Annotated in this window: 17 protein-coding genes; 5 read left to right on the forward strand and 12 right to left on the reverse strand. The window is 70.6% G+C overall.

All coding sequences use genetic code 11. From position 1 onward, the window contains the following. Positions 1-59 precede the first annotated feature (59 nt). Genes A3Q37_RS02120 through A3Q37_RS02140 form a run of 5 tightly spaced genes read left to right on the forward strand, consistent with a single transcriptional unit; the run spans position 60 to position 4,944 of the window. Entirely contained in the window at positions 60-857 is a 798-nt protein-coding gene (locus A3Q37_RS02120) for an ABC transporter ATP-binding protein (protein ID WP_065476802.1), read from the forward strand. Continuing rightward, the gene (locus A3Q37_RS02125; RefSeq protein WP_065477319.1) at positions 854-1,654 is read left to right on the forward strand and encodes an ABC transporter ATP-binding protein; all 801 of its coding nucleotides are present in this window, start codon (positions 854-856) and stop codon (positions 1,652-1,654) included. Before A3Q37_RS02120 ends, A3Q37_RS02125 begins: the two co-directional genes overlap by 4 nt. Beyond that, the gene (locus A3Q37_RS02130; RefSeq protein WP_065476804.1) at positions 1,651-2,541 is read left to right on the forward strand and encodes a branched-chain amino acid ABC transporter permease; all 891 of its coding nucleotides are present in this window, start codon (positions 1,651-1,653) and stop codon (positions 2,539-2,541) included. The genes A3Q37_RS02125 and A3Q37_RS02130 overlap by 4 nt, the downstream gene beginning before the upstream one ends. After that, positions 2,534-3,694, forward strand: a complete 1,161-nt coding sequence (locus tag A3Q37_RS02135) for a branched-chain amino acid ABC transporter permease (protein WP_065476806.1) — start codon at positions 2,534-2,536, stop codon at positions 3,692-3,694. The genes A3Q37_RS02130 and A3Q37_RS02135 overlap by 8 nt, the downstream gene beginning before the upstream one ends. Then, positions 3,691-4,944: an ABC transporter substrate-binding protein gene (locus tag A3Q37_RS02140; protein ID WP_065476808.1), complete on the forward strand. Its 1,254-nt coding sequence runs from the start codon at positions 3,691-3,693 to the stop codon at positions 4,942-4,944. Before A3Q37_RS02135 ends, A3Q37_RS02140 begins: the two co-directional genes overlap by 4 nt. Before the next feature lie 57 nt (positions 4,945-5,001). Here A3Q37_RS02140 and A3Q37_RS02145 read toward each other — a convergent pair whose 3' ends face one another. From A3Q37_RS02145 to A3Q37_RS02200, 12 genes are all read right to left on the reverse strand, one after another. After that, positions 5,002-7,221, reverse strand: coding sequence for a bifunctional serine/threonine-protein kinase/ABC transporter substrate-binding protein (locus tag A3Q37_RS02145; RefSeq protein ID WP_065476810.1), 2,220 nt, complete (start codon positions 7,219-7,221; stop codon positions 5,002-5,004). A gap of 55 nt (positions 7,222-7,276) precedes the next feature. Then, positions 7,277-8,125: a hypothetical protein gene (locus A3Q37_RS02150; protein WP_065476812.1), complete on the reverse strand. Its 849-nt coding sequence runs from the start codon at positions 8,123-8,125 to the stop codon at positions 7,277-7,279. A gap of 264 nt (positions 8,126-8,389) precedes the next feature. Further along, positions 8,390-9,217 (reverse strand): CDP-diacylglycerol--serine O-phosphatidyltransferase, encoded by an 828-nt coding sequence (gene pssA, locus A3Q37_RS02155; protein WP_065476814.1) that lies wholly within the window; start codon positions 9,215-9,217, stop codon positions 8,390-8,392. A gap of 22 nt (positions 9,218-9,239) precedes the next feature. Then, complete coding sequence (locus tag A3Q37_RS02160) at positions 9,240-9,887, reverse strand: phosphatidylserine decarboxylase (RefSeq protein ID WP_010058364.1); 648 nt, start codon at positions 9,885-9,887, stop codon at positions 9,240-9,242. Positions 9,888-10,067: 180 nt separating this feature from the next. Next, positions 10,068-11,273, reverse strand: a complete 1,206-nt coding sequence (locus A3Q37_RS02165) for an acyl-CoA dehydrogenase family protein (RefSeq protein WP_065476815.1) — start codon at positions 11,271-11,273, stop codon at positions 10,068-10,070. Between the two features lie 49 nt (positions 11,274-11,322). Continuing rightward, positions 11,323-11,826, reverse strand: coding sequence for a MaoC family dehydratase (locus A3Q37_RS02170; protein ID WP_010072684.1), 504 nt, complete (start codon positions 11,824-11,826; stop codon positions 11,323-11,325). A 2-nt stretch (positions 11,827-11,828) separates the two neighbouring features. After that, entirely contained in the window at positions 11,829-12,803 is a 975-nt protein-coding gene (locus A3Q37_RS02175; protein WP_065476817.1) for a CoA ester lyase, read from the reverse strand. Then, positions 12,800-14,812, reverse strand: coding sequence for a protein meaA (locus A3Q37_RS02180; RefSeq protein WP_065476819.1), 2,013 nt, complete (start codon positions 14,810-14,812; stop codon positions 12,800-12,802). The genes A3Q37_RS02175 and A3Q37_RS02180 overlap by 4 nt, the downstream gene beginning before the upstream one ends. Positions 14,813-14,821: 9 nt before the next feature. Beyond that, positions 14,822-16,159, reverse strand: a complete 1,338-nt coding sequence (gene ccrA, locus A3Q37_RS02185) for a crotonyl-CoA carboxylase/reductase (RefSeq protein ID WP_065476820.1) — start codon at positions 16,157-16,159, stop codon at positions 14,822-14,824. A gap of 354 nt (positions 16,160-16,513) precedes the next feature. Continuing rightward, complete coding sequence (locus A3Q37_RS02190; protein ID WP_065476822.1) at positions 16,514-17,308, reverse strand: GNAT family N-acetyltransferase; 795 nt, start codon at positions 17,306-17,308, stop codon at positions 16,514-16,516. A 63-nt stretch (positions 17,309-17,371) separates the two neighbouring features. Next, the gene (locus tag A3Q37_RS02195; protein WP_065476824.1) at positions 17,372-18,187 is read right to left on the reverse strand and encodes a TetR family transcriptional regulator; all 816 of its coding nucleotides are present in this window, start codon (positions 18,185-18,187) and stop codon (positions 17,372-17,374) included. A 91-nt stretch (positions 18,188-18,278) separates the two neighbouring features. After that, positions 18,279-20,060, reverse strand: a complete 1,782-nt coding sequence (locus A3Q37_RS02200; RefSeq protein ID WP_065476827.1) for a 3-hydroxyacyl-CoA dehydrogenase family protein — start codon at positions 20,058-20,060, stop codon at positions 18,279-18,281. Positions 20,061-20,119 lie beyond the last annotated feature (59 nt).

The following is a 20,119-nucleotide window of genomic DNA, read 5'->3' on the forward strand; positions in this document are numbered from 1 at the left end:
CTGTGGCACCACCCCCACGGAACAGCACGACACACGACATGGCGGAAGGAGGAGGACGCATGGCAACGCTGGAGATCCGCGCGCTGTCCGTCGGCTACGGCCCGGTCCGGGCACTGCGCGACATCTCGGTCGACGTACCGGACGGCGGGATCACCGCCGTGCTCGGCGGCAACGGCGCGGGCAAGACCACGCTGCTGCGGGCCGTGTCGCGGACCCTCGGCTTCCACCGCGGGACGGGCACCGGGACCATCCGGTTCGACGGCCGCCCCCTGGAAGGGCTACGGCCCGCCCAGGTGGTGGCCGCCGGAGTGGTCCAGGTACCGGAGGGCCGGCAGGTCTTCGCCCGGATGACGGTGGCCGACAATCTGCGGGCGGGCGCCCTCGGGGCCCGCGGCGGGCGCAAGGAGACCGGCGCGGCCCTCGCCCGGGTGCACGAACTCTTCCCGGTGCTCGCCGACCGCGCGCACCAGCGGGCCGGGCTGCTGTCCGGCGGCGAGCAGCAGATGCTGGCCATGGGCCGCGCCCTGATGGCCGGGCCCCGGCTGCTCCTGCTCGACGAACCCTCGCTCGGCCTCGCCCCGCTGATGGCGGCCAGGATCGCCGAGACCGTGCAGGAGATCAACGCGGGCGGCACCTCCGTCATGCTCGTCGAGCAGAACGCGGCGATCGCCCTGCGCCTCGCCTCCACGGCGTACGTCCTCGACGTCGGCGAAGTCGCCCTGTCCGGGCCCGCCGGTGAACTCGCCGCCTCCGACGAGGTGCGCCGCCGCTATCTCGGCGTCGTCGACGAGGACGCGGCGGCGGACGCCGACCCGGCCGCCCGCACCCGCCGCACCCTGAGCAGGTGGTCCGCGTGACGACCACCGAGACGATCCCCGCGCACAGCACCACCGCCGCCCTCGCCGTCCAGGACGTCACCGTCCGGTTCGCCGGGCTCACCGCCCTGGACAGCGTCTCCTTCACCGTCGAACCCGGCAGCGTGCACGCCGTCATCGGACCCAACGGCGCGGGCAAGTCCACCTGCTTCAACGTCCTGTCCGGCGTCTACCGCGCCGCCTCCGGGCACGTCCGCCTCGGCGACACCGAGCTCACCGGACTCCCGCCGCACGCCATCGCGGACCTCGGGGTCGCCCGCACCTTCCAGAACCTGGCGCTGCCCCCGCACGCCACCGTCGCCGACAGCCTCCTCCTCGGCCGCCACCGGCTGACCCGCTCCGGGTTCCTCGCCACCGGCCTGCGGCTGCCCTCCGCCGTCCGCGAGGAACGACGCCACCGGGAGCGCGTCCGCGAGATCGCCGAATTCATCGGGCTGGAAGGGGAGTTGGAGCGGCCCGCGGGCTCGCTTCCGTACGGGCAGCAGAAACTCGTCGAGCTCGGCCGCGCCCTGTGCATGGAGCCGAAGGTCCTGCTGCTGGACGAGCCCATCGCCGGGATGACCGCCGACGAACGCCGCCGCACCGCCGCCGTCGTGGCCGACGTACGCGACAGCCTCGGCATCTCCATCGTCATGGTCGAGCACGACATGGGGGTGGTGATGCGGCTCGCCGACGCGGTGACCGTACTCGACTTCGGACGACGGATCGCCGGCGGCACCCCCGCCGAGGTCCAGAACGATCCGGCCGTCGTCCAGGCCTACTTGGGAGCACCTCAATGACCACGTTCGTCGAACTCCTCCTCGGCGGCCTGTCGATCGGCTCGGTCTACGCCCTCATCGCACTCGGCTTCGTCGTCATCTTCAAAGCCACCGAGGTCGTCAACTTCGCCCACGCGTCCCTGCTGTTGGCGGGCGGATACGTCACCGCCGTGCTCCACGACGACATCGGGTTCTGGCCCGCGCTGCTCGTCGGGATCGCCGGGGCCGCGGCCGTCGGCGCGGCCATCGAGTTCTTCGTGATGCGCCGCTACCGGGGCAGCGACCACAGCGTCCTCGCCATCGTCACCATCGGCGTCGACATCCTCCTCATCACCGAACTCACCCGCCGCATGGGCACGGACGTCCTCGCCCTCGGCGACCCCTGGGGCAACGAGGTCGTGAACATCGGCGGCATCACCCTCGCCCAGACCCGCATCGCCGCGTTCCTCGCCGCCGGGCTCCTCATCACCGTGTTCCTGCTCGCCTTCCGCTACACCTCATGGGGCGTCTCCATGCGGGCCGCCGCCGAGAACCCGCAGACGGCAGCGCTCATGGGCATCAGGCTGGGGCGGGTCTCGCTCGCCGCCTGGGCGGTCGCCGGGGCGCTCGCCGCCGTCGCCGCGCTCTTCCTCACCGTGTTCCCGACCCCCGGCCTGGAACGCGCCACCTCGCTCGCCGCGCTCAAGGCGTTCCCCGCCGCGATCCTCGGCGGGCTCGACTCCACCACCGGGGCGCTGGCCGGCGGACTCATCGTCGGCGTCACCGAATCGCTCGCCACCGGCTACCAGAGCGATCTCTCCTTCCTCGGCCGGGGCATCGGCGATCTGGCGCCCTATCTCGTGATGGTGGCCGTCCTGCTCATCCGCCCTGCGGGACTCTTCGGTACGAAGGAGCTGGCCCGTGTCTGACACCACCGCCGAAGCCCCCGCCGCCCCCGCCGTGACCACCCCCGTACGCGGCGGACCCGAGGGCGTCGCCGACCGGCTGCGCAGCCCCCGTACGTACGCCGTCCTCATCGGCTCCCTCCTGCTCCTCGTCCTCCCGTTCTACCTGGACCGCTTCTGGCTCCAGGCCGGACTGTTCGCGATGGCGGCCGCGATCGGCGCCATCGGGCTCAACATGCTCACCGGCGCCACCGGCCAGCTCTCCATGGGCCACGCCTTCTTCCTCGCCGTCGGCGCGTACGGCTACTGCGTCCTGGCGGGGGAGAGCAGCACCGAGAACGGGCACACGCTGACCGGTCTCGGGCTGCCGACCTGGCTGGCCGCGATCCTCGCGGTGCTGCTCGCCGGGGCGGCGGGCGGCATCTTCAGCCCCATCGCCGGACGGCTGCGCGGCGCGTACCTCGGTATCGCGACCCTCGCGCTGATCTTCATCGGGCAGCACGTCCTGTTCAACGCGGGCTCGCTGACCGGCGGTTACAACGGCCGGGCCGTACCGCCGCTGTCCGTCTTCGGGTTCACCTTCGACGACTCCGAACTCGTCGTCGCCGCCGTCCCGTTCGGCTCCTCGGAGAAACTCTGGTACGCGGGTCTGCTCGCGCTCCTGCTGAGCGCCCTGTTCGCCCGGGGCGTGCTGCGCGGCCGGCCCGGACGCGCCATGAACGCCATCCGCGACCACCGGATCGCGGCCGGGGTGATGGGCGTGCCCGTGGCCCGCTACCGGGCCGGGGTCTTCGTCCTGTCCTCGATGTACGCGGGCCTCGCGGGCGTCCTGCTCGCCCTGGTCTTCCAGCGGACCGTGCCCGAGTACTTCGGCATGATCCTGTCCCTCGAATACCTCGCCATGATCGTCATCGGCGGGCTCGGCAGCGTCGCGGGAGCGGTGATCGGCGCCGCCTTCGTCTCCCTGCTCCCGCAGGTGTTCACGCACTACAGCGACTCCCTGCCGCTGGTCTCCGCCCCCGGCACGGGCGGTCTGGCACCTGGCGAGGCGTCCCGCTATCTGTACGGCGCCGCGGTCGTCGCGGTGGTCCTGTTCCTGCCCGGCGGCCTCGCCCGCCTCGGCCTCGCCCGTACGAAGAAGCCGAAGTCTCCGAAGAATCCAGGGGAGAAGTCATGAAACTGAGAGTGCTCACGGCCGTCGTCGCGGCCCTCGCCGTCACCCTCGTCGGATGCAGCGGCAAGGCAACCGACGGAAAGGCCGGCGAGGAGGGCGAGGGCGGGATCAAGACGGGTCCCGGGGTCTCCTCCTCGACGATCTCCCTCGGGGTGCTGACCGACATGACCGGCGTCTACGCCTCGCTGGGCAAGAGCGTCACCCAGGCCCAGCAGCTCTGGGTCAAGCAGACCAACGACGCGGGCGGCATCTGCGACCGGAAGATCGAACTCACGGTCCGCGACCACGGCTACGACCCGCAGAAGGCCATCGCCGCGTACACCGAACTGGCCCCGGACGTGGCGGGCTTCGCCCAGTTCATCGGCTCCCCGTTCGTCGCCGCCGTCGAACAGCGCATCGACGGCCAGGACAAGGGCCTCGTGCTGCCGCAGGCCTGGTCGGCGAACCTGCTGGGCTCCCCGTACATCCGGGTCATCGGCGCCACCTACGACATCGAGACGATCAACCTCATCGACTACCTCCTCGCCGAGAAGCGCATCGCGAAGGGCGACAAGATCGGTCACGTCTACTTCGAGGGCGACTACGGCGAGAACGCGCTCGTCGGCTCGAAGCACGCGGCGAAGGAGGCCGGGCTCACCGTCGTCGAGCAGAAGATCAAGCCGACCGACAACGACATGACGGCCCAGGTCGCCGCCCTCAAGCAGGCCGGGGTCAAGGCCGTCGTCGTCAGCGCAGGCCCCCGCCAGGCCGCCTCGCTCGTCGGCGTCGCAGCGGCCACCGGCTTCGACGTCCCGGTCGTCGGCAACAACTCGGCCTTCGCACCCCAGCTGTTGAAGACCCAGGCGGGCCCGGCCCTGCTCAAGGACTACTACGTCGCCTCCTCCACGCTGCCCATCGGCGACCCGGGCGACGGCCCCGCCAAGCTCGCCAAGGAGTACGCCGCCCAGTACCCGAAGGACGTCCTCGACAACGGCGTCGTCGCCGGGTACACGGCGGCCTCCCTCTTCGGCGAGGCCCTGACCAAGGCCTGCGACGACAAGGACCTCACCCGCGAGGGCATCGACAAGGCGCTGCTCACGATCAAGGGGTACGGGACCGAGTTCGGGGTGACGCACGACTTCTCGGACCCGAAGGCGCCGTCCACCCGGGAGAGCGTCATCATGAAGCCCGACGCCGGTGCCGCCGGCGGGCTGAAGGTGGTCCGGCCGGCCGCGGTCGCCCCGGCGGCCGAGTCCTTCACCATCGGCGACTGAGCCCCGCGTCGGGAGGGCTGACCGGAGGCTGACGGAGGTCTGACCGGGGCAGCCCGGTCAGACCTCCCGGCCGTCCATCCCGATGTACCGGAAGCGGCCCCGCTCCACGCGGTAGATGAAGACCCCGGTCCCGGTGTACATCCCGTTGGCGGACTCGAAGGCGTAGCTCTTGGACACGCCCTTGTACGAGGTCGTCCGCAGCGCGGGCAGCAGGTCCTGGCGCGTCAGCTTCTCGCGGCCGAGCTTCTCGGCGCAGGAGGCGATCAGCCCCACCGCGTCGTACGCCTCGGCCGCGAACAGCGGCGGCGCGTGGTCGAAGCGCTTGCGGTAGGCGGCGGCGAACGGGTGCACCGAGGGTACGGAAGCGGGGTCGGCGGCCGTCGAGACGACCAGCCAGCCCGCCGCGTCCTCGCCCGCCTCCGCCAGGAACCGCGGATCGTGTACGGCCTGGGTGGCGATCTTCGGTCCCAGGAACCCGGCCTTCGTCAGCGACTTCGCGAACCGTCCGGCGTCCCGCCACCCGCCTCCGTACACCACCGCCCCCGGCCGTTTCGCGGCGATCCGCTCGGCCTCCGCGTCCAGGTCGCGCGTGCCCTCGCGCACGGTCTCGGCGAACACCGTGCGGCCGTTGCCGCGCAGCCCCGTGTCGAGGAAGCGGGTGGTCTGCCGGCCGTACTCGGTGCCGTCGTCGACCAGCGCCACCTGGTCGATCTCGTACGCCCCGAGGAACTGCGCCACCGGCAGCATCTGCATGTCGTTGCGCGGCCGGGCACACAGGAAGATCCGGTTCATATGCCGGATGTCCCCGTCGACCACGCTGAGCAGCGGGAGCCCCGCCTCGTCGTACGCGACCAGCGCCTCCCGGGCCGCGTCCGTGCCGGTCGCGCCGATCGCGGCCACCAGGAGCGGGTCCTCGGCGAACCGGCGTACCGCCGCCGTCGCCCGCTCCTCCTCGCCCTTGTCGTCGACCGTGGTCAGCCGCAGCGTGAACGGCGCGTCGCCGCGCGCGTTGTGCTCGGCCACCGCGAGCCGGGCCGCCCGGTCCTGGCCCTTGCCGACGGCCGCCGACGGGCCGCTGAGGTCGGCCTGGAGCCCGATGTGCAGCTCAGGCCGGGCGGTCTTCCCGTCGTCGCCCTTCCCCTTGCCGCCCGGGTCCTTGTCGCCGCCCGAGACCAGCCAGGCGGTGGTGCCGCCCGTCGCCGCGAGGGCCGCGCCCCCGGCGACGTACGCGAGGAAGCGACGGCGGCCGGGGGAGGCGGAGACGGCGGTCGTGTCCCGGGCTCCGCCGCCGGTCCCGGCGCCCGTGTCGGGCCCGCCGAACGGGCCGCCGAACTGGCCACCGTCCGAGCCGCTGCCCGGACCGTCGGCCCCGCCCGCGTCCAGGCTCGTCGCGTCGATGTCGGGCAGGGCCAGCATCCGCGCCGAGCGCTCGGCGATCAGATGCGTGACCGGGCCGGGCAGCCAGCTGCCGCCCGACAGGTCCTCGGCGAACGCCTGCCGGACGTCCGCCGTCGTCGGACGGTCCTCGGGGGCCTTGGACAGGCACGCCTCCACGACTGGGCGCAGCCCGGGCGGCAGCGCGCCCAGCTCCGCCGGATCGTGCACCGTACGGAACAGCATCGCCTCCACCGGGCCGGTGCCGAACGGCCGCCCGCCGGTCGCCGCGTACACCAGCACGCAGCCCAGCGAGAACACGTCGCTCGCCGGGCCGATCCGCCGCCCCTGCGCCTGCTCGGGCGAGAGGAAGCCGGGGGAGCCGACGATCACGTCCGTCGCCGTGAGGACGGTGTCGTCCAGAGCCCGCGCGATCCCGAAGTCGATCAGCCGGGGCCCGTCCAGGCCCAGCAGGACGTTGCCGGGCTTCACGTCCCGGTGCACCAGGCCCGCCGTGTGGACGGCCTCCAGCGCCTCCGCGAGCATCGAGCCCAGTGCCCGCACCCCGCGTTCCGGCAGTGGCCCCCCGCCGCCCACCGCCTCGCTCAGGGCGGGCCCCGGCACGAACTCGGTGGCCAGCCACGGGGCCGGCGCCTCGGTGTCCGCGTCGACCACCGGCACCGCCCACCGGTTGCGGACCTGCCGGGCGATCGCCACCTCCCGCCGGAAGCGGGCGCGGAAGCCGGTGTCGTCGGCGTACTCCGCGCGGATCAGCTTGATCGCCACCAGCGCGCCGCCGGGCGACCGGCCCAGCAGCACCACACCCATGCCCCCGGCGCCGAGGCGGCCGAGGACGCGGTACCCGGCGATCCGTGCCGGGTCGGTGGAACGGAGCGGTTCCATCAGGGGTCAGTGCCTTTCGTCCGGGCCCGCGGTCACTTCGGTTCCAGGCCCGCGGTCACTTCAGCTCCAGCTCGACGCGGTAGAGCACCTTGGCGCCGCCCTCGGCGGCGATCCGCAGCAGGTCGGTGTTGGTGTAGCCTTTCGCGCCCTTGACCGACACGGCCGTCGTGACCGGGCCGATCCGGGACTTGGACCATACGTAGTCCTGGACCCCGCCCGACTCCGGACCCGTGTACTTCCCGGCCTCGAACAGCGAGGCGTCCGCGTTGCGCACGTCCTTCTGGTCGAACTGGAGGGACATCAGACCGCTGAGGCGCTGGCCGCCGCCCAGTTCCTGCTGCGGGCAGCGGAAGCTCTCCTGGACGGTGTCCTTGATCTCCCGGTCGGCCCCCGCCTCGGTCCGGTGCACGGTCACGGTCACCGCCCCCTGGACCCGGCCCTTGCCGTCCTGCGCCGGGATGTCGAGCCGCCGCGTGAAGCTGTCCAGGATGTCCGGCGGCAGTGCGGAGCGGGTCCAGACGCAGGAGTCCGGCAGCACGGTCCAGCTGCCGGCGCTCTCGTACGGGGTGTGCCGGACCATCCCCGCCGTCCAGTCGTTCTCCCCGAGCGCGGCGTTACGGGTCAGCTTCCGCGCCTGGGCCGCGTTCTTCGGGACCCGGTCCGGGTTCGGCGTGAAGTCGTAGGCGCTGGGCAGAGCGCCCGGCAGCGTGGACTGCTCCGGATCGGGCTTCTTCGACGCGCCCGTCTTCTCCCCGTCGGTCGCCGGGCCGCCCTGCTTCGCCGAACCGCTCGGCTTCGGGTCGGGCCCGTCCTTGCCCTTCGTGTCCGACCCGCCGCATCCGGCCAGCAGCACTCCCGCCGCCGCGACCGCCGCCACGCGCGTCCCCACCTGCATCAGCTTCATCTCGGACCCCCCGGTCCCCCGGACCGCGCCCTGGCCGAAATGGCCCGGGTGTCGGTTGCGAGGAGATTCTAGAAGCCCGGGCCTGCGGCGGGACGGGAACCCCGTACTCACCTCGTTGCCGAAAATTCTCAGCCACCGGGAGGGCATCGCCTCTGGCGCCGGGACGCGCGCGGTGGTAAAGCGACCCCGCCCCGCCCCGGAAACGCACGAGGGCCCGGATGCCGGGGAGCATCCGGGCCCTCGCCCTGTGTCGCGTATCCGCCGCTACGGCAGCTGTGCCGCCCGCGCCTCGCGCCGGTTGTCACGGAACGTGTTCACCCGTCGCGCCGTGGCGAACAGCGGGATCACCGCGCCGAGCACCACCTGGAGCGCGCAGCCCGTCTGGAGCAGCAGCTGACCGCCGGGGGCGTCGAACGCCCAGGCGGCGAGCAGCCCCATCGCGGCCACGATCCAGCTGAGCATCGCCACCGCGAGGATGCCCCGCGGCTTGGGGTACTCCACCCGGCTCACCATCAGCCAGGCCACGCCGATGATCGCGAGCAGGGTCGGCACGAAGGGCAGCTCCAGGAGCACGATCGAGACGACCGTCAGCGCTCCGAAGGGGCTCGGCATGCCCTGGAACATGCCGTCCTTCATGGTCACGCAGGAGAATCTGGCCAGCCTGAGCACCACCGCCAGCAGCACGACGATCGCCGCCAGTGCCGACACCCGCTGATGGGCGTCGTCGGCGACCATCCCGTACACGAGTACGAAGTAGGCCGGCGCGAGCCCGAAGCTGATCAGGTCCGAGAGGTTGTCCAGCTCGGCGCCCATCGGCGAGGAACGCAGCTTGCGTGCCACGAGCCCGTCGAACAGGTCGAAGATCGCGGCCATCAGCATGAGGATCACGGCGGTGGCGGCCGAGTGCCGGGCCATGCCCGTCTCGTCGCTGCCCGTGAGGTGCGGGATCAGAATGCCCGTGGTGGTGAAGTACACCGCCATGAACCCGCACGTCGCGTTACCGAGCGTGAGCGTGTCCGCTATCGACAGACGCATCGACAGCGGCATGTCCTCCGTGCCGTCGACGTCGTTCCCGTCTTCGGCCTCCGGCACCCAGCCGGCCTTGGTATCAGGATCAATCACGGTCAATTCGAGTCACCCCCGCGGTGGTGGCCTGACCGACCTCGACCGCGACATCGATCCCTTCCGGGAGGTAGATGTCCACGCGCGAGCCGAAGCGGATCAGGCCGATGCGCTCGCCCTGCTCCACCTTCGTGCCCTCGGGGAGGTACGGCACGATCCGACGGGCGACCGCTCCCGCGATCTGCACCATCTCGATGTCGCCGAGCTCGGTGTCGAAGTGCCAGACAACGCGCTCGTTGTTCTCGCTCTCCTTGTTGAACGCCGGAACGAACCCGCCCGGGATGTGCTCGACCGACGTCACGGTGCCCGCCAGCGGCGCGCGGTTGACGTGGACGTTGAGCGGGCTCATGAAGATCGCGACGCGGGTGCGCCCGTCCTTCCACGGCATGATGCTCTGCACCACGCCGTCGGCCGGGGAGATGACCCGGCCTTCGGTGATCTCGCGCTCGGGGTCACGGAAGAACCACAGCATGCCCGCCGCGAGCGCGGTGGTGGGCACGGCCGCTGCTGCCCAGCGCCCCGACTTGCGGGCGCGGGCCAGGCTGAGGGCTGCGGTGGCGACGGTCGGCAGGAGCCACGGGGAAGCGCCGCGGGCGATGCGGACCCCGCCGCGGGATGCGGTGGAAGTGCTGTCGGGCATGAATGACCTTCGTAGCGGATGATGCCGCGCTGGCAACGGGGGACGGCGGCTTTCCGAAGATGCTATCGGTTGCCGGGCGCAACTGGGCAAGCCAGCAGCCGAGTCGGACTGACGAACGCCGCCCGTCGAGGGTGACCCGGTGTGACGTTCTTCGCCACCAAGTCACCCTAAAACGGACAATCAGCCCTGGAATCGGTACTCCTCCAAGAGGCGCCGGCCAATGATCATTTTCTGGATCTCGGCGGTACCTTCACCGATCAGCAGCATCGGCGCCTCGCGGTAGAGGCGCTCGATCTCGTACTCCTTGGAGAAGCCGTAGCCGCCGTGGATACGGAAGGCGTCCTCGACGACTTCCTTGCAGTACTCGGAGGCGAGGTACTTCGCCATCCCTGCCTCCAGGTCGTTTCGTTCCCCGGAGTCCTTTTTGCGTGCCGCATTCACCATCATCGCATGAGCGGCCTCGACCTTGGTGGCCATTTCGGCCAGTTTGAACTGGATCGCCTGGTGCTGGGCGATCGGCTTGCCGAAGGTGTGGCGCTGCTGGGCGTACGAAACGCCCAGTTCAAATGCACGCTGCGCGACACCGCAGCCACGCGCGGCGACATTCACCCGGCCGACTTCGACGCCGTCCATCATTTGGTAAAACCCTCGGCCCGTCGTGCCCCCGAGGACGCGATTGGCCGGAATGCGCAGGTCGTCCATGATGAGCTCGGTCGTGTCGACGCCCTTGTAGCCCATCTTGTCGATCTTCCCGGGGATGGTCAGACCGGGCCGGACCTCTCCGAAACCGGGCTCCTTCTCCACCAGGAAGGTCGTCATCGACTTGTGCGGCGCGGTCCCCTCGGGGTGGCCTTCGTCACTTCGGCAGAGAACGGCCACCAAAGTGGACGTTCCGCCGTTCGTTAGCCACATCTTCTGGCCGTTGAGAACGTACTCGTCGCCCTCCTTCACACCCTTCGACGAGATCGCCGAGACGTCCGAGCCGAGCGCCGGCTCGGACATCGAGAAGGCCCCGCGCACCTCACCGAGCGCCATCCGCGGCAGGAACGTGTCCTTCTGCTCCTGCGTGCCGTGCTGCTTGAGCATGTAGGCCACGATGAAATGCGTGTTGATGATGCCCGACACGCTCATCCAGCCACGCGCGATCTCCTCCACGCACAGCGCGTAGGTGAGCAGCGACTCACCCAGCCCCCCGTACTCCTCGGGGATCATCAGCCCGAACAGGCCGAGTTCCTTGAGCCCCTCGACGATTTCCGTCGGGTACTCGTCGCGGTGCTCCAGCTGGGTCGCGACCGGAATGATCTCCTTGTCGACGAAATCCCGGACCGTGGAAAGGATTTCCCGCTGGATGTCGTTCAGACCGGCGGTCTGGGCGAGTCGCGTCATGGCTGCTTCTCCTGTGGCTTCACGCGGATGGCCTTAAGGCTTCACACGGTTACTTGGCGGGCGTCGGGCGGCCGGGCTGCTCGCCGCCGCGCTCCTTGATGTACGTCTCGGTGGGGACCATCACCTTGCGCCGGAACACACAGACGACCGTGCCGTCCTGCTTGTAGCCCTTGGTCTCCACGTAGACGATGCCGCGGTCGTTCTTGGACTTCGACGGGGTCTTGTCCAGCACGGTCGTCTCGCCGTAGATCGTGTCGCCGTGGAAGGTCGGCGCGATGTGCTTGAGCGATTCGACCTCCAGATTGGCGATGGCCTTTCCGGAGACGTCCGGCACCGACATGCCGAGCAGCAGCGAGTAGATGTAGTTGCCGACGACGACGTTCTTTCCGAAGTCGGTCGTCTTCTCCGCGTAGTTGCTGTCCATGTGCAGCGGGTGGTGATTCATGGTCAGCAGACAGAAGAGGTGGTCGTCGTATTCCGTGACCGTCTTTCCGGGCCAGTGCTTGTAGACGGCACCGACCTCGAACTCCTCATACGTGCGTCCGAACTGCATGATCAGGCCTCCGGGGCTTCGAACTTGGACGTGCGCTGCATTCCGGCGGCCCGGCCCTTGCCCGCGATGACGAGCGCCATCTTGCGGCTGGCCTCGTCGATCATCTCGTCGCCGAGCATCGCGGAGCCCTTCTTGCCGCCCTCCTCGGAGGTGCACCAGTCATACGCGTCGAGGATCAGCTCGGCGTGGTCGTAGTCTTCCTGCGAGGGCGAGAACACCTCGTTCGCCGCGTCGACCTGGCCCGGGTGCAGCACCCACTTGCCGTCGAAGCCGAGGGCGGCGGCGCGGCCGGCCACCTCGCGGTAGGCGTCCACGTCACGGATCTGGAGGAACGGGCCGTCGATCGCCTGGAGGTCGTGGCTGCGGGCCGCCATCAGGATGCGCATCAGGATGTAGTGGTAGGCGTCCGCCGGGTAGCCGGGCGGCTGCTGGCCGACGACCAGGGTCTTCATATTGATCGACGCCATGAAGTCGGCCGGGCCGAAGATCAGCGTCTCCAGGCGCGGCGAGGCCTGGGCGATCTCGTCGATGTTCACCAGACCCTTGGCGTTCTCGATCTGCGCCTCGATGCCGATCTTCCCGACTTCAAAGCCCATCGTCTTCTCGATCTGGGTCAGCAGCAGGTCCAGCGCCACGACCTGCTGGGCGTCCTGGACCTTCGGCAGCATGATGCAGTCGAGGTTCGGACCCGCGCCCTCGACGACCGTGATGACGTCCCGGTACGTCCAGTGCGTCGTCCAGTCGTTGACCCGCACGACCCGGGTCTTGCCGCTCCAGTCACCGTTGTTCAGCGCGTCCACGATGTGGTGGCGGGCGCCCTCCTTGGCGAGCGGCGCGCAGGCGTCCTCCAGGTCCAGGAAGACCTGGTCGGCCGGGAGGCCCTGGGCCTTCTCCAGGAAGCGCGGGTTGGAGCCCGGCACGGCCAGACACGAACGGCGCGGGCGCAGACGGTTGACCGAGGGGGTGGGCGTGGTCATGCGGGGACCTCCAGAGGGTCGAGCTTGTTCGCTTTCCGGATCTCGTCGACGATACGGCCGATGATCTCCGTGATGCCGAAGTCCTTCGGGGTGAAGACGGCGGCCACTCCGGCTTCGATGAGTGCGGTGGCGTCGGCCGGCGGGATGATGCCGCCCGCGATCACCGGGATGTCCGGCGCCCCGGCCTCGCGCAGCCGGTGCAGCACGTCGGGGACCAGCTCCGCGTGCGAGCCGGACAGGATGGACAGGCCCACGCAGTGCACGTCCTCGGCCAGCGCCGCGTCGGTGATCTGCTCGGGGGTCAGCCGGATCCCCTGGTAGACCACCTCGAACCCGGCGTCCCTGGCCCGTACGGCGATCTGCTCGGCCCCGTTGGAGTGCCCGTCCAGGCCCGGCTTGCCGACCAGCAGACGCAGTCGCCCGACACCCAGGTCGGCGGCGGTCCGGGTGACCTTCTCGCGGACCAGGGCGAGCGTGCTGCCCGGCTCCGCGGTGACCGCGACCGGGGCCGAGGAGACCCCGGTGGGCGCGCGGAACTCGCCGAAGACGTCCCGCAGCGCCCAGGACCACTCGCCGGTGGTGACACCCGCGCGGGCGCACTCGACGGTGGCTTCCATCATGTTCTCGGTGCCCGCGGCGGCCTTCTTCAGCGCGGCCAGCGCCTCCGACGCCCGCGCCTCGTCGCGGTTGTCCCGCCACTCGTGCAGGGCCGCCACGACCCGGGCCTCGTTCTCGGGGTCGACGGTCATGATCGCCCCGTCGAGGTCGGAGGTGAGCGGGTTGGGCTCGGTGGACTCGTAGATGTTGACGCCGACGATCTTCTCGTCGCCCGCCTCGATCCGGGCCCGCCGGGCCGCGTGCGAGGAGACCAGCTCGGACTTGAGATAGCCGGACTCGACGGCCGCCATCGCGCCGCCCATCTGCTGGATCCGGTCGATCTCCGCGAGCGACTCCTCGACCAGGGTGTCCACCTTGGCCTCGACGACATGCGAACCGGCGAAGATGTCCTCGTACTCCAGCAGATCGCTCTCGTGCGCCAGCACCTGCTGGATCCGCAGCGACCACTGCTGGTCCCAGGGCCGGGGCAGCCCCAGCGCCTCGTTCCAGGCCGGCAGCTGCACCGCGCGGGCCCGGGCGTCCTTGGAGAGGGTGACGGCCAGCATCTCCAGGACGATGCGCTGGACGTTGTTCTCCGGCTGCGCCTCGGTCAGGCCGAGGGAGTTGACCTGGACGCCGTAGCGGAAGCGGCGCTGCTTGGCATTGGTGATGCCGTACCGCTCGCGGGTGACGCGGTCCCAGATACGGCCGAAGGCGCGCATCTTGCACATCTCCTCGATGAAGCGGACGCCCGCGTTCACGAAGAACGAGATGCGGGCGACCACGTCACCGAACTTCTCCTCGGGCACCTGGCCCGAGTCGCGGACCGCGTCGAGCACCGCGATGGCGGTCGACATGGCGTACGCGATCTCCTGGACCGGGGTGGCCCCCGCCTCCTGGAGGTGGTAGCTACAAATGTTGATCGGGTTCCACTTGGGGATGCGGTTGACCGTGTACGTGATCATGTCGGTGGTCAGCCGCAGCGAGGGCACCGGCGGGAAGACGTGCGTCCCGCGCGAGAGGTACTCCTTCACGATGTCGTTCTGCGTCGTCCCCTGGAGCTTGGAGGTGTCGGCCCCCTGCTCCTCCGCGACCACCTGGTAGAGCGCCAGCAGCCACATGGCGGTCGCGTTGATCGTCATCGAGGTGTTCATCTGCTCCAGGGGGATGTCCTGGAACAGCCGCCGCATGTCACCGAGGTGCGAGACGGGAACACCGACACGGCCCACCTCGCCGCGGGCGAGAATGTGGTCCGGGTCGTATCCGGTCTGCGTCGGCAGATCGAAGGCGACCGACAGACCCGTCTGGCCCTTGGCGAGGTTGCGGCGGTACAGCTCGTTGGACGCCTCGGCGGTCGAGTGACCGGCGTACGTCCGCATGAGCCAGGGCCGGTCCTTCTGACGTTCGTTCATCGGGGAACCTCAGACGTTGCGGAAGCGGTTGATGGCGTCGATGTGCTGCTCGCGCATTTCCTGGTCGCGCACGCCCAGACCCTCGCGGGGGGCCAGGGCGAGGACGCCGACCTTGCCCTGGTGGAGGTTGCGGTGGACGTCGTACGCGGCCTGGCCGGTGTCCTCCAGGGAGTACGTCTTGGAGAGCGTCGGGTGGATCTTGCCCTTGGCGATGAGGCGGTTGGCCTCCCAGGCCTCGCGGTAGTTGGCGAAGTGGGAGCCGATGATGCGCTTGAGGGACATCCACAGGTAGCGGTTGTCGTACTCGTGCATGTAGCCCGAGGTGGAGGCGCAGGTGGTGATGGTGCCGCCCTTGCGGGTGACGTAGACCGAGGCGCCGAAGGTCTCACGGCCCGGGTGCTCGAAGACGATGTCGATGTCCTCGCCGCCGGTGAACTCGCGGATGCGCTTGCCGAAGCGCTTCCACTCCTTCGGATCCTGGGTGCGCTCGTCCTTCCAGAACTTGTAACCCTCGGCGTTGCGGTCGATGACCGCCTCCGCGCCCATCGAGCGGCAGATCTCGGCCTTCTCCGGGCTGGAGACGACACAGATCGGGTTGGCGCCGCCGGCCAGCGCGAACTGGGTGGCGTAGGAGCCGAGCCCGCCGCTGGCGCCCCAGATCAGCACGTTGTCGCCCTGCTTCATGCCCGCGCCGTTGCGCGAGACGAGCTGGCGGTACGCGGTCGAGTTGACCAGGCCCGGAGCCGCGGCCTCCTCCCAGCTGAGGTGCTTCGGCTTCGGCATCAGCTGGTTGGACTTGACGAGGGCGATCTCCGCCAGGCCGCCGAAGTTCGTCTCGAAGCCCCAGATGCGCTGCTCGGGGTCGAGCATGGTGTCGTTGTGGCCGTCGGAGGACTCCAGCTCGACGGAGAGGCAGTGCGCGACGACCTCGTCGCCCGGGTTCCAGGCGTTCACGCCGGGGCCGGTGCGCAGGACGACGCCCGCCAGGTCGGAGCCGATGACGTGGTACGGCAGGTCGTGGCGCTTGGTGAGCTCGCTGAGCTTCCCGTACCGCTCCAGGAAGTTGAAGGTCGAGACCGGCTCGAAGATGGACGTCCAGACGGAGTTGTAATTCACCGAGCTGGCCATCACGGCGACGAGGGCCTCGCCGGGGCCGAGTTCGGGGACCGGGACGTCGTCGAGGTGGATCGACTTGCGGGGGTCCTTGTCGCGGGTCTCCAGACCGGCGAACATCTCCGCCTCGTCCTTGTGCACGGTGATGGCGCGGTAGGACTCGGGGAGGGACAGGGCAGCGAAGTCCGCGGCCGTGCTGTCCTGCGACTGAATCGCGTCCAGGATTTCCTTCACGGTGTTGCCTCCGGTGATGCGGCGTCGAGGGAACGCTTGAGGGGCCCTGCTGGCAGGGGAGTGGTGCGGTGTGGAGGTGTTGCCGTCGGTTCGGCAGGTGGAGCTGGCTTTGCTCGGTGGAGCAAGAAGGTGCCTGTGACGCAGGCGTCCGGGCGCGCAGCACGGTGGTTGCGGGGACAGCCGGCACACGTGTGAGTTCCCAGCACGCCGGCCGCCCGGACACCTTCAACGTATGGCACTCCGTGACACCTGACAAGGCACCCAGTGCCAACAATTTCTCTCACTTGTCATCTCGTGGGCACGCATGAGCAACACGATGGGCGTTACGAGACGTTCTGTCCTGCTGGCAGGCGGTTATCCGGCCGCGCGGTACACATACGGCGTCGTCGTGCCGAGTGCCGTGAAGCCGAGGCGGCGCAGGATCGGGGCCGACATGTCGGTGGCGTCGACCTGGAGGTAGCGGTAGCCGCGCTCGGCGGCGATCCGGGCCCGGTACGCCACCAGCGCCCGGTAGACGCCCCTGCCCCGCCACTCCGCGACCGTGCCGCCGCCCCAGAGCCCGGCGAAGTCCGTCCCCGGGTACAGCTCCATCCGCCCGGAGCAGACCGGCTCCCCGTCGCCGTCCACCGCCATGACCGCCACAAAGCCCTCGGGGGCCTCCGCCAGCCGCTTCACCATCTGGTGGAGGAGGCGGTCCCCGTCGGTGCCGAAGGCCCGCTCATGGGCCCGGGCCATCAGCTCTGCCCCTGCCGCGTCCGTCACCGGGCGCAGCGTTACACCGTCGGGCAGGGCGACCGGGCCGGTCAGCAGCTCCGTGGGCGCCACCAGCAGGGTTTCCGGCGGCTCCGGTACGAATCCGGCCGCGCGCAGCCGCTCGCCCAGGTCGGCCGGGCGGTCATGGGAGTAGAGCTTCCACTCGAACTCCTCGTGGCCGAGCGCGGCCCAGTGCTCGATCTGGGCCGTGATCGCCGCGTCGGCCCCGGCGGCGTCCAGCTCCGGGTCCGACCAGACGACCCCGTTCCAGTCGTCGGGCCCGCCCGCCTGGCGTACGACGGGCCCGGCGCGCTCGACCCGCACGCCCGGCCCGTCCGGGCGGGCGTGCTCGCGCATCGTGCGGTCGTACAGGTCGCGTACTTCATCGGCTCTCATGGGCGAACCGAACCACGGGCCCCGGGCCGCCGCGAACGGGTTTACGGCGCGGCCCGCAGGGCCTCAGCGCTCTTTGAGCGCCTGCTGGATCGTCCGCATGACCTCGTCCAGCGGGGCGTCCGTACGCGCCACCGCGACGAGCACCTCGCCGTCCGTGGTCACCGAGGCGGCCGGGGTGCGCTCGGGCTCGGTCTGCGCGGTCCGGCCGGCCCCGATGCCCGTGCCGAAGGTGTCGCGCACGATGGCGAAGGCCCGGTCGAGCTGGGCCTCCACATCGCCCTGGCCGCCCGCCCGCAGCCAGCGGCGCAGCACATGGTTGTGCGCGGTGACGACGGCGGACGCGGCGACCTCCGCGAGCAGCGGGTCGTCGTTGCCCACATGGTGGTCGCGCTCGTCGAAGTGGCCCAGGAGATAGCGGGTGAACAGCCGCTCGTAGCGGGCCACCGACGCGATCTCGGCCTCCCGGAGGGTCGGCACTTCGCGGGTGAGCTTGTAACGGGCCACGGAGACGGCGGGCTTCGCCGCGTACATCTTCATGACTTCCTTGATGCCGCGGCAGACGGTGTCGAGCGGGTGCTCGTGCGCGGGGGCCGCGTTCAGGACGGCCTCGGCCCTGACGAGGGTGTCGTCGTGGTCCGGGAAGATGGCCTCTTCCTTGGAGCGGAAGTGGCGGAAGAAGGTCCGGCGGGCCACGCCCGCGGCGCCCGCGATCTCGTCGACGGTCGTCGCCTCGTAGCCCTTCGTGGCGAAGAGTTCCATCGCGGCGGCGGCCAGTTCGCGGCGCATCTTGAGCCGTTGGGCGGCCGCGCGCGTTCCCGCGGTGGTCTCCGGGGCGTCGGTCGCGGCGGTGGCACGGGGTGACTTGGCGGGCTGGGACATGGCATGAACGTAACGCATCGGTGCAGGAGAGCGCGCCTGCGGGGGCGGGCCGCCGGAGGATCCCAGCAGCCCGCCCCACCCGGCTCCCGGGTCAGCGACGGGCATATTCGCGGAAGCCGCGCCCCGTCTTGCGGCCGAGGCAGCCCGCGGCGACCAGGTGCTCCAGCAGCGGAGCGGGCGCCAGGCCCGGGTCGCGGAACTCCTGGTGCAGCACCTTCTCGATGGCCAGCGAGACGTCCAGGCCGACCACGTCGAGCAGTTCGAACGGGCCCATCGGGTAGCCGCCGCCCAGCTTCATCGCCGCGTCGATGTCGTCCAGCGAGGCGTAGTGCTCCTCGACCATCTTGATCGCGTTGTTGAGGTACGGGAACAGCAGCGCGTTCACGATGAACCCGGCCCGGTCCCCGCAGTCCACCGGGTGCTTGCGGATCTTCGCGCAGACCGCGCGGACCGTGGCGTGCACATCGTCGGCGGTCAGGACCGTGCGGACGACCTCGACCAGCTTCATCGCGGGCGCCGGGTTGAAGAAGTGCATCCCGATGACGTCCTCGGGGCGCGCGGTCGCCCGGGCGATGGCGACGACCGGCAGCGAGGAGGTGGTGGTGGCGAGCACCGCGCCGGGCCGGCAGACCTTGTCCAGCGCGGCGAACAGCTGCCGCTTGACCTCCAGGTCCTCGGCGACCGCCTCCACGGCGAGGTCGACCTCGGCGAACGCGTCCAGCGAACCCGCCGCCGTGATCCGCGCCAGCGTCTCGTCCCGGGCCTCGGCGCTCAGCCGCCCCTTGGCCACCGAGCGCTCCAGCGACTTCGCGATCCGCCCCTTGGCGAGGTCCGCCTTCTCCTGCGTCCTGGCCGCCAGCACCACACCGTAACCGGCCTTCGCGAAGACCTCGGCGATCCCGGACGCCATGGTGCCGGAGCCAGCGACGCCCACCGACGCCACCTCGCGGCCCGCGCCCGCCTCGGCGCCGGCCGCCGGGGTCAGCGCGTCGGGCACCACGTCCTGGCCGCCCGGGGTGTCGTACGTGTAGAAGCCGCGCCCGGCCTTCCGGCCGGTCAGGCCGGCGCTGCTGAGCTGCCCGAGGATCGGGGCAGGTGCGTGCAGCCGGTCGTGGGACTCGGCGTACATGGCCTCCAGGACCGTACGCGCGGTGTCGATGCCGATCAGGTCCAGCAGGGCGAGCGGGCCCATCGGCAGCCCGCAGCCCAGCTTCATCGCGGCGTCGATGTCCTCGCGGGACGCGTAGTTCGCCTCGTACATCGCGGCGGCCTGGTTGAGGTAGCCGAAGAGCAGCCCGTCCGCGACGAACCCCGGCCGGTCGCCGACCGCGACGGGCTCCTTGCCCAGCTCCCGGGCCAGCGCGGTGACGGCCTCGACGGCGGGCGGCGCGGTCAGCACCGAGGAGACCACCTCGACCAGCTTCATCGCGGGCGCCGGGTTGAAGAAGTGCAGGCCGAGCACGCGCTCGGGGCGCTGCGACTCGGCGGCCAGCCGGGTCACCGACAGGGCGTTGGTGCCGGTGGCCAGGATCGTGGTGGGGGAGACGATCGCGTCCAGCTCCCGGAACACCTGCTGCTTGATCTCGTACGACTCCGGAACCACCTCGATGACCAGCTCGGCATCGGCGGCGGCCCGGAGCGTGTCCGCGGTACGGAACCGGGCGAGCGCGGCGGCCCGCTCCTCCTCGGTGATCCGGCCGCGGCCCACGGCCCGTGCGGTGGACGCTTCGAGGGAGGCGACGGCCCCGAGGGCGGCCGCCTCGCTGATGTCGATGCCGATGACCTCGCGGCCCGCCAGGGCCAGGACCTCGGCGATGCCGGTGCCCATGGTGCCGAGGCCGACGACGGCGATGGTGGAGAGAGGGGTGTCCATCACGGGACTCCAGGGTGAGTGACGACTGTGGGAGCACGGCGCGCGCGGCGATGAGGGAG

Source organism: Streptomyces sp. PTY087I2, assembly GCF_001687325.1.
Lineage (GTDB): Bacteria > Actinomycetota > Actinomycetes > Streptomycetales > Streptomycetaceae > Streptomyces.